Source organism: Lysinibacillus sp. 38-6, from assembly GCF_046245175.1.
Taxonomy (GTDB): Bacteria; Bacillota; Bacilli; order Bacillales_A; family Planococcaceae; genus Lysinibacillus.
Window position 1 is genome coordinate 2,414,863 of sequence record NZ_CP176417.1, and the last position, 14,016, is coordinate 2,428,878.

Consider the following 14,016-nt stretch of genomic DNA (forward strand, 5'->3'; position numbering starts at 1 on the left):
CGGAATTCTCTTTCGCCTCCGCGGAATTATCTCTCGCTTCCGCGGGATTCTCTCTCGCTTCCGCGGAATTCTCCCCCGCTTCCGCGGAATTCTCTCTCGCTTCCGCGGGATTACCTCTCGCTTCCGCGGAATTCTCCCCCGCTATCCCGGAATTCTCCCTCGCTTTCGCGGAATTCTCTCTCGCTTCCGCGGAATTCTCTCTCGCTTCCGCGGAATTCTCTCCCGCTTCCGCGGGATTACCTCTCGCTTCCGCGGAATTCTCTCTCGCTTTCGCGGGATTCTCTCTCGCTTCCGCGGGATTACGTCTCGCTTTCGCGGAAAGCGCAGCCCGCAACGGCAATCAACCGCAGTAATTAATAGCCATTTACAAAGTTCAAAATCGTTTCGATTTCGTCTTCTGTCAGTTCTCTTTTTACATGCGCTTCATACGCTGCCGTAATTTTTTGCTGATCTCCGCTGTAACTTTCCGTATAAGTGGCAATTGTTCTAAGCTTTGCTACTTCTTGATTAAAGGCTTCTTTGGAAATCGGCTGTTGATGCGAAGGGATATATGTTTCCGCATCGAACTGCTCTAAGACATCCAACAGTCGTAACGTTTCCTTTATCGTATAATTTTCTTTTGCTGCATAAAGATTTGGATAAATACAATCAGCAAGGAAAAGAATCTTTTCTTCTTTAATGTAGACGACTACTGAATCGGCAGAATGATCTCCGCCAACATGTTGAATAATACAAGTTACCCCGCCTAAGTAAATTTCTAAACGCTTATCAAACGTGACATCCGGTAAAACAATCTTTATATCGCGATGCTCTGTAAATTCCTCTTTTATCGCTCTAGCGCAAAACTCAATTTCAATGCCTTCTTTCACACGCGCATCGATTGCCTCGTCTGACCAAGAAAATGGAATTAATTCCGCCATTGCTTCCTTTGTATCTTTGGATGAAATGGAAACGATATTTTGTAATCCTGAAAGACCAAAAATATGATCCCAATGCCAATGCGTCAGAACGACCATATCTGGATTAGGGACACCCATTTTTAAAAGTTCTTCTTGAAAATAATGTGCATGATCTTCAGAGTTTCCTGCATCGATCATTAATGTTTTGTGATTGCCGACCACCATTCCTAGAATGGGACGATCTGTTAACGAAATTGGTGTGATATACCAAAAACGCTCACCTATTTTGTTAATTGAGTGCATCATGGGTTATCTCCTTCCTTTTACAATAGTTTAATTCAAAAAGCAAAAAAATACTATTTGAAAGAGTTAATTAACATAAAAGAACAGAACTTCTATGTGGCTTCTACTGTAAATGCGATTTCTCCATTTACCTAAGGATATCGTTCAATAAATGGACAACCTTCGTTTATAATATGAGGAACGTTACTTTTTTTAGCTGTTGTTTTATCCCTTTTATATGTATAATAATTTATTATTTACCACTAATTGTATATTTCGAAAAAGAGGTGATAGGTATTGAACAATGATAATAGTGATTTTTCAAAAGGAGAATTTACTTCCTTATTACTTGCTTCACTCAGGGGATTTTCCCAAGTCGTCTTTATTGAAAATGTAATTTCAGGGGTTTTGATTTTACTAGCTATTACGATTTCTTCTTATAAATTAGGAATCATTTCTCTTTTATCTTCTATTGTCGGTACATTGATTGGAAAAATAGGCGGTGCACCAAAAAATAGTGTCAACTCAGGTTTATTTGGTTATAATTCGGTGTTAACTGGTTTGGCTGTTTCACTATTTTTAACAGGACCATCTAGATGGGGCATTGCACTATTAGGAGCAATGATTGCAGCAATCTTTACAGCAACGATGATGCACTTTTTAAAAAATATTGACCTACCGATTCTTACTTTCCCTTTCATCGTCCTTACATGGTTTGTCCTTTTAGCTTCTTACAAACTAGACGTGTTCCACTTAAGTGACTCCTTAGTACCCCAAAGTTTAGCGTACTGGCAACTAAATATTGCGGGTGAATTAAATTGGACTGCGGGATTTTTGAATAATATTGAGCAAATCTTCTTTTTAAATCATCCAATCTCAGGTGTACTCCTTTATAGCGCTATATTTGTGGCTAGTTGGCAACTTGGTTTACATGCTGTGATAGGAAGTATTATTGCTTTACTCCTATCCTATGTCCTCGGAGGAGAACATGCTTTAATATTAGGAGGGCTTTACGGTTACAATGCCATCTTAACATGCATGGCCGTGTCAATCGTATTTAGCTCACAATCGAATCGTTTTAAAATCGTCTCAGGCATTTTAGCCACCTGCCTAACCATTCCGCTTACTGCTAGTTTTAGTACTTGGCTATTACCATATGGTCTTCCTGTTCTAACGATGCCTTTTGTTGTTAGTACGTGGCTTTTCTTAGGCGCACGAAAGATGCTACCTAATTTGTAAGCTAAACGAGGAACAGCACTCCCCCTAAAATAATTAGGGGGATTTTTTGCATAGTATGAAAGTCAAAAGCCATATGGAACCTGTTGTCCCTCCAAACGATAAAGTCATAATGGCAGTAAATAATTTGTATAATACAAAAATCCATCCTCTATTTTAGCAAGTGGATAAAAATTCTCTTTAAATTCAAAATTTTCTGTTTTAATACCATTTTTATGTTGACAACCTTCTTTTGGATTTAATATACTGTTCAAAATAAAACATTGGATTAATTCACCTCAACTGGTACGCACATCCTGATAAGTTGGATTTTTTCTTTTTAGAAAGGAGTTATGCCCACAAAGTTTCTCGCTCTCTTTTGGTGTGTTTTTGGCATTTTTATTAGGTGTATCTTCTATGTGGAATAAAATATAATTCAATCTTGATTGATTTAGGAAGTGCATGAAATGGAGTATTCTGTTGTCTTTGAATCAATACTATTAATTGGATTTATGATTTTAATAGGTGTATTACTTGCCCGTATGACACCAATCAATGAAAGTACCCGTAAAACATATACGCTTATTATCGTCAATGTCGCAATGCCCTGCATTATACTATCCAGCATATTTAAGGTAGATATCGATCCTACGATTCTTAAAAATATCGGTTTGGTATTTGGACTATCCATTCTAATTTGTCTAATTGGCATTTTAGTCGGTTGGCTGTTGATTACTATTTTTGATAAGGAAAGTACGATAAAATCTGAAATTTCCCTTCTATCAGGACTAGGTAATACAGGTTTTATTGGCATACCATTATGTGCTGCCATTTTAGGGCCAAAGGGAGCTTTATATGCGGCCATTTTTGATGCAGGAGTAGATTTAGTCATTTGGACTGTTGGGGTAATGCTGCTACAAAAAACAGTGAAATTTTCCTTTAGCACGTTGAAGTCAATGATTAATATACCAACGATTGCCATTGTTTGCGGCTTATTTTTTGCCTTTATTAATTATCGTCCTCCAGTCATTTTTATTACTTTAACAAACCAATTAGCTGCACTTGCCTCACCACTTGCCATGTTTTATATCGGTATACTTATTATGTCTGTCAATAAAGCGCAATTTACTACACTTAAAAGTAAATCGATTATACCCACAGCTGTAAAACTACTTGGTTTGCCGGTTGTCGTATTCATCATGATATCTTTTCTTACTTTCGATCATCTCATTGCCCAAACTTTATTAATTCAAGCGACAATGCCTGCTCTCACCTTATCATCCATTTTGTTTAGTAAATATCATGCGAACGATAAATTAGGCGCAATTGTCACAGTTATTTCAACAATTTTTTCGTTATTGTCAATACCATTGCTTCTTTTAATTTTTGTTAAATTACATTACTTTTAGGAGGAATCTGCAGATGAAAATTGACTTACTGATAAGAAATGCCAATATTATCACTTTAGATGCGCACAGTAGTCGTGCTAATATTTTAGCTTCTTATAAAGGAAGAATTGTAGGAATATGGACGAATGCTGAATTTCATCATATTGAGGAATCTATTATTTTTGACAGAAATGCTAAAGAACATGATTTAAATGGTGCCACGTTAATCCCTGGTTTTATCGATACACATAATCATTTATTAGTATATGCGCAAAACAAAGCCCAAGTAGATTGTTCTTCAGCAAGCAATAACAGTATTACAGATATCCTTTCAAATATTGAAGCGTTCCATCAAAAGCGAAATGACAATAGTTGGATTTTAGGTTATGGCTATGATGATACAATGCTTGCAGAGAAAAGACACCCTACTAAAGAAGACTTAGATAAAATCAGTACAGATCGACCGATAATGATCTTCCATATTTCCAATCATATTGCAGTGGTAAACTCAAAAGTATTAGAAATTGCGAAAATAGAGGATTCGATGCAAGACCCAGAAGGAGGGTACTTCGGACGGGATGAAGCGAATCATTTAAACGGTGTTTTATATGAACACGCGGCAATGGGCTATGTGTATGATCACATCCCTGCCCCTTCTCATGAGGAATTTATGGAGTTAATTCGCAGCGCTGCTCAAGAATATGTTGCGCAAGGTATTACAACAAATACTGATGCAGCGGTTGGACATACAGAATATGGTATTTATATAGATGCTGTTAAAGATGCAATCAATCCTATGAGAATGCGCTTAATGTTTATGTATAACGTGTTATTAAAAGGTGGCTATTTTGAAAAATACGATGCCCAACAATTAAATCAAAAAATCATAGAAGACTCGAATGGTATGGTCAAATTAGATAGTGCGAAACTATTCCAAGATGGCTCAATTCAAGGGCGTACAGGTGCATTACGGCAACCATATTATCATGATTCAAATTTATATGGAGAGCTTATTTTTCCACAACAAACGTTGAATGATTATGTGTTAGAACTTCATAATCTAGGTTATAGAATTGCCACACATGGCAATGGCGATCGTGCCATAGGCTCTATCCTTGAGGCTTATCAACATGCACTAGATACGTCTCCGCGGAATGATCATCGACACCGAATTGAACATGTTCAAACAGCTACTGCAGAAGATTTAAAGTCAATGAAAGACTATGATATAGCTGCTTCATTCTTTATTAATCATGTCTATTACTGGGGAGATCGCCATAAAAACATCTTTTTAGGGCCTGAAAGAGCTGAGCGGATAAATCCTTTAAAAGAAGCCGATGATTTAGGCTTGCTCTATACATTACATTCGGATTGTCCAGTTACGCCCATTTCCCCACTTTTCTCTATCTGGGTAGCGGTTAATCGCGTGACGAAAGACGGACATGTACTAGGTGAAGCACAAAAAATAGATGTAGAAACAGCATTAAGATCGATGACTATTTATGGCGCTCAATTAAATTTCGACGAACAAGACTTAGGCAGTATCGAACTAGGGAAATTAGCTGATTTCGCCGTTTTAGATCAAGATCCAACTGCAGTAGACCCGATGACTATTAAAGATATTAACATCCTCGCTACAATTATTAATGGCGAAATTGTCTATAAAAATAAAGAATTAGCTTTTTCTATGTGAAAATAATTACTATTTCCCCAATAGTAACTATTTATATATTTTTCAGAGAACTGCTGACTTCCCCTTTCGTCAGTAGTTTTCTGAATTTTTAGAAATAAATATATTTTCCTAGATTGTGAATTTACTATTTGCTGCCGTAAAAAAGTGCAAACTTCTTCAATACTAGCGTGATCCATTAACCGAAATCCAACGTTGGAAGCTTGAGACCACTTGAAAAAACGAGCAATTTGTAACGGAAAATATCCTACTAACTATACAAGATCCCCTGTCATAATATCCTCTCTCTCCTCTACATACTTAAGTGAAAATACCTAAAAGAAATTATATAAGAAAAAATAATTCTCTTTTAAACCATTTTTCTCTACTTTAACACCATTATTATGTTGACAACCTTTTTTAAAATTTATATACTATTCCAAAATAAACCATGGAATGGCAGATAAATAGAATCCAACTGGTACGTACGTCATGATAAGTTATATTTATTTGCTTTTTAGAAAGGAGTTATTCTATGTCCCTTAAAACATTTTTCAATGTCTTTATTGGTCTTGTTTTACCTGTTGCTAGTGTAATTGGTGGGCTTATTTATTTCCGTTACTCGGAGCATTTTATTTTAGGTTTTCCTATTCTTTATTTTTGGATGTTCTTATGGTTCATCCTGACATCTGTATGTATCTCTTGTTCTTGGTTTTTCTTTGATAAAAAAAATTATGATTAAATAATGACAAGGTGGGATGGCTTATGGCAGTAGCAATATTTATTGGTGTTCTTATTTTTTCTCTAATTCTAGCAGTTCTTTCTAAAGGCAAATCAAAAAAAGATAACGTCGCAGATTATTTAGTTGGTGGCCGATCTTTTAACGGATTTATTTTATTCTTTCTTGCTATCGGCGAAGTTTATAGTATTGGCACAATTATTGGTTTTCCTGGCGGTATTTACGCAAAAGGGGCTAGCTATGGCATATGGTTTCTAGGATACATCCTATTAGCATATCCCGTTGGTTATTTCCTTTCTCCTCTTATTTGGCGGGCTGGTAAACATTATAATGCGATGACCGCTCCTGATTTGTTTAAAAGTCATTTTTCTAGCAGACCTTTAGAGTTACTTGTAGCGTGTACTTGTTTACTTTTCCTCATTCCTTGGGGGCAGTTACAGTTTGAAGGACTTATCGTTGCATTAAATGCTTTAGGCTTTGATTTCCCACCAATTATGGCGGTAGTCATTGCTGGTGCAATTGCCTATATTTATGTGGCGATTTCTGGCGTAAAAGCACCTGCTGTTATATCGATTTTAAAAGATATTCTTTTATTCGCGGCTATTATTATCGTAGGGTGGGCCGCCTTTTCAAAACTTGATGGTGTCAATAATCTATTCTCGACTGCAAAAGAACATGGTGCTTCCGTGTCATTTGGTTCGACAGAACAAGTGACGTTTTCTATCACAACGATTATTTTCCAAGCAGTTGCTTTCTATTGTTTCCCATTCATTATTAATGTCTTGTTCACAAGTAAATCAGAAGGAACAATTAAGCGTGCCCAACGGTTTATGCCATTGTATATGCTGATGTATCCATTTTTAATTGCTACAGCCTATTTTGCTTTAGTTGCATTACCGAATATTGATAACCCTAATCACGCTTTTATTGCAACGTCCATTGAATTATTACCATCATGGGTAGTTGGATTAGTAGCTGCTGGTGCCGCACTTTCAGGGCTTTTAGTGCTAGCTGTTATCTCTTTAGTAGTTGGAGGTATTTTTACTCGTAACATTGTGACAAGTATTCCAGAAAATAAACAACGCAAATGGTCACAAGTCGTTGTTGTTATTTATTTATTAATTTCAATGTTGTTAACTGTATCGCTCCCAAGTCTCATGCTCAATCTCATTAACACAGCTTATTTTGGCTTCGGTCAAATATTGCCTGGTATTCTCTCCATTATTTTTTGGAAAAGAGCTACAGCTATAGGAGTAGGTGCAGGTATTCTAACGGGGACGGTAATCGCCTTATCCTTCCAATTTGCAGGTATCAGTATTTTTGCAATCAATACCGGACTGATTGCCTTATGTTTCAACTTCCCTGTCTTGATTATCGTCAGTCTACTGACATCTAAAAATAAGCAGCTGCTAACACCAATAGTATCTGTGCACATAGAGAAATAGTTTAATAATGATCGTTATAGGAAGTGCATGAAATGGAGTATTCTGTTGTTTTTGAATCAATACTATTAATAGGGTTTATGATTTTAATTGGTGTATTACTTGCTCGCATTACGCCTATTAATGATAGTACACGTCAAACATATACGCTTATTATTGTTAATGTCGCAATGCCCTGTATTATTTTATCAAGCATATTTAAAGTAGATATCGATCCTACGATTCTAAAAAATATTGGCATGGTATTTGGACTATCTATTGTCATTTGTCTAATTGGCATTATTTTAGGATGGCTGTTGATTACTATGTTTGATAAAGGTAGTGCGGTTAAAGCAGAAATATCCTTACTTTCTGGTCTAGGCAATACAGGTTTTATCGGTATTCCTTTATGTGCAGCCATTTTAGGGCCAAAAGGTGCTTTATATGCGGCCATCTTTGATGCTGGCGTGGACTTGGTCATATGGACTATTGGGGTGATGCTGCTTCAAAAAACGATGAAATTTTCATTTAGCACCCTGAAATCAATGATTAATATACCAACCATTGCAATTGTCAGTGGCTTATTTTTTGCCTTTATTAATTATCGTCCGCCCGTGATTTTTATTACATTAACGAACCAATTAGCTGCACTTGCCTCACCACTTGCCATGTTTTATATCGGGCTACTCATTATGTCTGTCAATAAGTCGCAATTTAGCGCACTTCAAAGTAAATCGATTATCCCTACTTTGGTTAAACTTATTGGTTTGCCAATTGTAGTGCTAATAATCCTAAGTTTTATTACGGTAGACCATGTCATTGCCCAAACATTATTAATTCAAGCGACAATGCCTGCTCTAACACTGTCCTCTATTTTATTTAGTAAATATCAGGCGAACGATAAATTAGGTGCGATTGTCACAGTTATTTCAACAATATTTTCATTATTATCAATACCATTACTGCTATTCATATTGGTTAAATTCAATTACTTTTAGGAGGTCATTCTATGATGAAAGTTGATTTACTTATTGAAAATGCAAATATTATAACATTAGATGCAAACAGTACACGTGCTAATGTGGTGGCGTCTTATAAGGGGCGAATTGTAGGACTATGGATGAAAGATGCGTTTGATCATATCAAAGACTCTTTAGTTTTTGAAAAAGGAATACATGAAGTAGATTTAAACGGTGCAACATTAATCCCTGGTTTCATTGATACACATAACCATCTATTAATTTATGCGTTAAACAAATCACAAGTCGATTGTTCCCCTACGTATAATAAAAGTATTACCGATATCATTAGTAAGTTAAAGGACTATGCAAATGTACAAGCTGATAGCAGTTGGATTTTAGGCTTTGGTTATGATGATACAATGCTTGTAGAAAATAGACACCCTACAAAAGAAGACTTAGATAAAGTAAGTACGGATCGCCCTATATTTATCCGTCATATATCTAATCATCTTGCCGTCGCCAACTCAAAAGCATTGGAAATCGCGAAGTTAGATGCTTCGATAAAAGACCCATATGGGGGTCATTTTGGCCGGGATGCATTGAATAATTTAAATGGTGTATTATATGAGCCTGCTGCAATGGATTTAGTTTTTAATTGTATTCCTACTCCTACAACTGAAGAGGTCATTGACTTAATTCGCTTAGCTGCTCAGGACTATTTAGCACAAGGAATTACAACCAATACGGATGCAGGGGTTGGCTTAACATTAGGTTCAATAGAATATGATATCCATATGGAGGCATTGAAGGCACAAGCACATCCAATGAGAATGCGCTTCATGATTATGAATGATATGTTGTTGGAAGGTGGCATTTTTGAGCAGTATGATGCACAGCAACTTAATCAAAAAATTTTACAGGACTCTAATGGCATGGCCAAATTAGATAGTGCGAAACTATTCCAAGATGGTTCGATTCAAGGGTTAACAGGCGCTTTACGTCAACCATATTATAATGATGCGAATTTATACGGGGATTTAATTTTCCCACAACGTATTTTAAATGATTACGTATTGGATTTTCATAAGCGTGGCTTTAGAATCGCAACACATGGCAACGGCGATCGCTCTATAGGCTCCATCTTGGAAGCCTATCAATATGCACTTGATACTTGTCCACGTGATGATCACCGTCATCGAATTGAACATGTGCAAACAGCAACATCGGAAGATTTAGCATTCATGAAAAAATACGAAATTGCCGCTTCTTTCTTTATTAATCATGTCTATTACTGGGGAGACCGCCATAAAAACATCTTTTTAGGTCCTGAAAGAGCAGAACGAATGAACCCTTTAAAAGAAGCCGATGATTTCGGTTTGTTATACACATTACATTCGGATTGTCCTATTACGCCGATTTCCCCACTGTTCTCAATATGGGCCGCAGTGAATCGCATAACGAGAGACGGCCATGTACTAGGAGACGATCAAAAAATTGATGTTGAAAGCGCGTTAAAATCGATGACTATTTATGGCGCACAATTAAACTTCGATGAGCAAGAATTAGGCACTATTGAAATAGGGAAATTAGCTGATTTTGCTGTATTAGATAAAGATCCTACAGCGGTAGATCCAATGACAATTAAAGACATCAATATATTAGCTACGATTATTAACGGTGAAATTGTATTTGAAAGTAAAAAATTAGCTTTATCCAAGTGAAAATAATTACTATCCCCAATAGTAACTATTTATATATTGTCTCAGAAAAACTACTGACTCCCCATTTGTCAGTAGTTTTTATAATTGCTGCTAGCAGAGGCTTTAGTGAGGGTTACGGCTTACTGTGCTAAACAGATATCAAACGAACTAACAACAAGGTGTTACAGTAACTGCAAGCACTCTAATACTGTTCCTTTTAACAATCTGCTATTTATTTTTTTAAGCGTTGTGATTTGAAGTGAAAAGCATACATACCAGGATGATAATCCGCCATACAATATTCAATCAAATCGCCATTTATATCATAAACAAAACGATCTAAATGAAGGGTATTACTATTTTCTTTAATATTAAGCAATTTAGCGTCCTCTTTTGAAATCGGCTTACTCGTAATCACTTCGTCCGCATCATGCAATTGGATACTCATTTCATCCTCTAATAAGTCATATAACGTACCGCTTTTAATATCCAATTTCGCAAGCTTTTCACCAATTTCTATTGGATAATATTGCGTCTCTATCGCTATTGGCATATCATCTGCATAGCGCACACGCTTAATCAAATAGGCTTGAGCTAAAGTGATTGCTTCTTTTACTTCAGCAGGAACGGTAACAATCCCATGATTAATTAACTTTGTTCCAGGGTGCATCCCCATATTCTCAATACTTTTCGTTGTACTAATCAGATTACCCAACCAGTAATGCACTGGTTTTCTAGCAATATATGTACCTTTACCATGTCGTTTCTCGACAATACCATCATTCACTAAATGGGACACAGCTTCCCTTACTGTACTTCTACTCACACTGTAAGCTTCCATTAATTCACGTTCACTTGGTATTTTACTTTTATAAATCCCTTGATTAATATTCTTCTCTATTATTTTTCTTAGCTGGATATGGAGAGGTATTGGATTATTTGAACTAATCATTCTTACACTCCTTTCAAAAGTCTATTTTAGAGGGGAATACTATCATGACTAAAAAGAACTGATTATCTATAAACATCGTTAAATAGGGCTACTTCTATTATATCTGTCCTTCTATTTTTTGCCTAATTTAATCCTTGTTTTTACCTTTTTTATATACTAAAAAATATCCACCCAAATAGCAGTGGATATTTACATAAATGCTAAAGCGTGAATGGTTCAGCATTGGCCAAGTTACTTCGATAAAAGTTATAGCTTTGACCTTTACGCTTGCGTATTAAATAATTGCGCTCCGTTAAATAATGCACAAAAGTAATTACTTGAATAAAAGCTGCACCGCGGAGTTCTGGCGGTTTATGTGCGTACACTTGATTTGTAATGTCATGGGCAGACGCCCCTTCCGCTGGTATAGCGGCTAATATTTGCTGGCATTTATCTGTATAATGGACCATTAAGCGCGATACACGCTCAGCAAAGTCTTCAATCTGTGTTCCATGGGCCGGCAAGGCATCGTTGATTGCTAATTGACCGAGACTGTCAAATGTCGCTAAATATAAGGCAAGCGGATTTTGCATTTGTGTAGAAGGCATTACAATCGGATTAATAATTTCTAACAAATGATCTCCTAAAAATAAAACCCCTGTCTCTTTTTCATAAAAGCAATAATGATCTGCCGAGTGCCCTGGTGTCCAAATAGGCTGCAGCTTAAATGTCTCGCCTTCAATGAGTTCTTGCTCAGAAAATATAACATCGACCTGCACTTGAAATGGTTCAAAGCGATTAAATACTGCCGATGCCGCTTTATCTTGTACCATGCCATAATCCGCCAAGAAAGATAAACTGCCATCCTCGGTCATTCCTTGTGCAAAACGTTCTCGTCTTTTTAGTAATTCATCATTGCTGCGTCGAGACATCCAAATCGTTGCACCATATTCATCTTGGAACCATTTTGCCAGCCCAAAATGATCAATGTGCAAGTGTGTGATCAGCACACGGTTAACTCGACGTTGGCCAATGACCTCGCGCCAAATTGCTTTCGACTCATCGGTGTCGTCACCAGTGTCAATAATTGTAACACCAGAATGCTCTTCGATTATATAACAATTAACACTGCGTAAATCATAAGGAATTGGCAATGTTACAACTTGCCAATTAAAACGGTTTTCATTGTGCATAATTAACATCCCCACTTAATTATTCTATTATTCTGTCTTTTTATGTTAAAATAATAACACTTCTGATTGAAAGGAGCCAACGTATGGTCCGAAAAATCGATACATTTATATACAATGCCGTTATTTTAACACAATCAAAATCTATGCCTATCGCGACAAGTATGGCCATTGCGAACGGCAAAATCATTGCTTTATTTCAGCATCATGAAGTTGTACCCTATCAAGCGAAAGTAATGATTGATGCCCAGCAAAAGGTGATTATCCCTGGTTTAATCGATGCCCATTGTCACTTACAAGCGATGGTTAGCGAACAATTTAGTATACATATACCAACATCATACCAAACGAAAGAGGCCCTTTTTACATATCTTCGTGAGCAAATTTCGCAAATTCCAGTCGGACAATGGGTTCGTATAAATGGCTATCATCCTTTTCATTTTCCCCAAATAGAAAAACTAACAATGGCTATGTTGGATGAGCTTTCTACGAATCACCCAATTCGTCTGCGCTATATTACTCGGCATACGTCTGTGCTAAACCGTCTAGGCTGGGACTATTTTAAACAAGCTTCACAAAACCATTCGACAGAAGGGATTTACGAAGAGCTTGATGCAGTTGGACAACCGACAGGCATTATGCACGGTGCAGACGCTTTTCTCAATGAATTTGTCCTACCTAAATTACCCGAAAAACAATGGTTAGCAGGCATACAAAAATTACAAGCAAAGCTTTTAGCATTAGGCATTACAACCGTGTGCGATGCCTCTCCAACGACAACAGCAGCTCAACTAGCCGTATGGAAAAAAGCAGCTCAACTCTTCTGGCACATGCCTGTTCATTGGATGACAGGTAGCGCCCACTTTGAAGACCTTGCACAGCAGCTACAATCGACACCACTATTTAAACGCAGTGCCTTAAAAATTGTGTTGGAGACAATGCCTGAAATTTATCCTTCAAAGGACGTTGTTGTCCAAATGATGAAACAGGCATTTCTCGCCAATAGTCCTGTCGCCGTTCATGTTGTCAATCCTGAAATGGTCTGGCATGCATTGGATGCATTACAAACAGCCCGCCAGCAACTCCCAGACGTAAAAGGGATTTGTCGCTTTGAACATATGAGTCTTTGCCCCGAAGCTTTTTTCGATATGCTTTATGAACAACAAATACAAGTCGTGACGAATCCTCCGTTTATTTATACACATGGAGATCGCTATTTACAGCAAGTTGACGATGGTGAGCAGCAATGGCTGTATCCAGTAAATTCATTACTACAACAGCGTATTACAGTCGCAGCTGGCTCCGATGCCCCTGTCGCACCGATCTCCCCTTGGCTTGGCATGGTTGCTGCCTGTACAAGACACAGCAAAAATGGCTTGCCAGTAAATAAACAACAGGCTATTTCAAGACAGGAGGCGCTCAATCTTTATACGACAAATGCTGCTTCCGTTCTAGGTGAGCAACAGCACATAGGACAACTTGCACCAGGCTTTGACGCTAATTTTATTATGCTTGAACACCATCCTATTAACTGCACCTTAACTGAGCTTCAACATATGCAAGTATTAGAGACATGGATCAGTGGTCAACGACTTTATCATTCTTCATAACAAATATTGT

Annotated in this window: 11 protein-coding genes; 8 read left to right on the forward strand and 3 right to left on the reverse strand. The window is 37.1% G+C overall.

What is annotated here, in order from left to right:
• Positions 1-353: 353 nt before the first annotated feature.
• A complete protein-coding gene (locus tag ACKVEV_RS12550; RefSeq protein WP_409370550.1) occupies positions 354-1,202 on the reverse strand; it encodes an MBL fold metallo-hydrolase in 849 nt (282 codons plus the stop codon).
• A 276-nt stretch (positions 1,203-1,478) separates the two neighbouring features.
• On the opposite strand from ACKVEV_RS12550, the gene ACKVEV_RS12555 reads away from it, so the two are divergent.
• The 7 genes from ACKVEV_RS12555 (at position 1,479) to ACKVEV_RS12585 (ending at position 10,296) form a co-directional block, all read left to right on the forward strand.
• Complete coding sequence (locus tag ACKVEV_RS12555; protein ID WP_409366751.1) at positions 1,479-2,420, forward strand: urea transporter; 942 nt, start codon at positions 1,479-1,481, stop codon at positions 2,418-2,420.
• 443 nt (positions 2,421-2,863) lie between these two features.
• Positions 2,864-3,805 carry an AEC family transporter gene (locus ACKVEV_RS12560; RefSeq protein WP_409366752.1) on the forward strand — a complete coding sequence of 314 codons (942 nt, stop codon included), beginning with the start codon at positions 2,864-2,866 and terminating at the stop codon, positions 3,803-3,805.
• A gap of 13 nt (positions 3,806-3,818) precedes the next feature.
• Positions 3,819-5,477 (forward strand): amidohydrolase, encoded by a 1,659-nt coding sequence (locus ACKVEV_RS12565; RefSeq protein WP_409366753.1) that lies wholly within the window; start codon positions 3,819-3,821, stop codon positions 5,475-5,477.
• 511 nt (positions 5,478-5,988) lie between these two features.
• Entirely contained in the window at positions 5,989-6,195 is a 207-nt protein-coding gene (locus ACKVEV_RS12570; protein WP_409366754.1) for a DUF3311 domain-containing protein, read from the forward strand.
• A gap of 23 nt (positions 6,196-6,218) precedes the next feature.
• Positions 6,219-7,637, forward strand: a complete 1,419-nt coding sequence (locus tag ACKVEV_RS12575) for a sodium:solute symporter (RefSeq protein ID WP_409366755.1) — start codon at positions 6,219-6,221, stop codon at positions 7,635-7,637.
• A 32-nt stretch (positions 7,638-7,669) separates the two neighbouring features.
• Positions 7,670-8,611 (forward strand): AEC family transporter, encoded by a 942-nt coding sequence (locus ACKVEV_RS12580; RefSeq protein ID WP_409366756.1) that lies wholly within the window; start codon positions 7,670-7,672, stop codon positions 8,609-8,611.
• 11 nt (positions 8,612-8,622) lie between these two features.
• Positions 8,623-10,296, forward strand: coding sequence for an amidohydrolase (locus tag ACKVEV_RS12585; RefSeq protein ID WP_409366757.1), 1,674 nt, complete (start codon positions 8,623-8,625; stop codon positions 10,294-10,296).
• A gap of 211 nt (positions 10,297-10,507) precedes the next feature.
• On the opposite strand, the gene ACKVEV_RS12590 is transcribed toward ACKVEV_RS12585, so the two are convergent.
• Positions 10,508-11,227: a GntR family transcriptional regulator gene (locus ACKVEV_RS12590; RefSeq protein ID WP_409366758.1), complete on the reverse strand. Its 720-nt coding sequence runs from the start codon at positions 11,225-11,227 to the stop codon at positions 10,508-10,510.
• 200 nt (positions 11,228-11,427) lie between these two features.
• Entirely contained in the window at positions 11,428-12,399 is a 972-nt protein-coding gene (locus tag ACKVEV_RS12595; RefSeq protein WP_409366759.1) for an MBL fold metallo-hydrolase, read from the reverse strand.
• Positions 12,400-12,482: 83 nt separating this feature from the next.
• On the opposite strand from ACKVEV_RS12595, the gene ACKVEV_RS12600 reads away from it, so the two are divergent.
• Positions 12,483-14,006 (forward strand): amidohydrolase, encoded by a 1,524-nt coding sequence (locus ACKVEV_RS12600; protein WP_409366760.1) that lies wholly within the window; start codon positions 12,483-12,485, stop codon positions 14,004-14,006.
• Positions 14,007-14,016: the final 10 nt, after the last annotated feature.

Coding starts and splice junctions, on each gene's coding strand:
- ACKVEV_RS12550 (WP_409370550.1), bottom strand. CDS start 1,202: ATGCACTCAATTAACAAAATAGGTGAGCGTTTTTGGTATATCACACCA.
- ACKVEV_RS12560 (WP_409366752.1), top strand. CDS start 2,864: ATGGAGTATTCTGTTGTCTTTGAATCAATACTATTAATTGGATTTATG.
- ACKVEV_RS12565 (WP_409366753.1), top strand. CDS start 3,819: ATGAAAATTGACTTACTGATAAGAAATGCCAATATTATCACTTTAGAT.
- ACKVEV_RS12570 (WP_409366754.1), top strand. CDS start 5,989: ATGTCCCTTAAAACATTTTTCAATGTCTTTATTGGTCTTGTTTTACCT.
- ACKVEV_RS12575 (WP_409366755.1), top strand. CDS start 6,219: ATGGCAGTAGCAATATTTATTGGTGTTCTTATTTTTTCTCTAATTCTA.
- ACKVEV_RS12580 (WP_409366756.1), top strand. CDS start 7,670: ATGGAGTATTCTGTTGTTTTTGAATCAATACTATTAATAGGGTTTATG.
- ACKVEV_RS12585 (WP_409366757.1), top strand. CDS start 8,623: ATGATGAAAGTTGATTTACTTATTGAAAATGCAAATATTATAACATTA.
- ACKVEV_RS12590 (WP_409366758.1), bottom strand. CDS start 11,227: ATGATTAGTTCAAATAATCCAATACCTCTCCATATCCAGCTAAGAAAA.
- ACKVEV_RS12595 (WP_409366759.1), bottom strand. CDS start 12,399: ATGCACAATGAAAACCGTTTTAATTGGCAAGTTGTAACATTGCCAATT.
- ACKVEV_RS12600 (WP_409366760.1), top strand. CDS start 12,483: ATGGTCCGAAAAATCGATACATTTATATACAATGCCGTTATTTTAACA.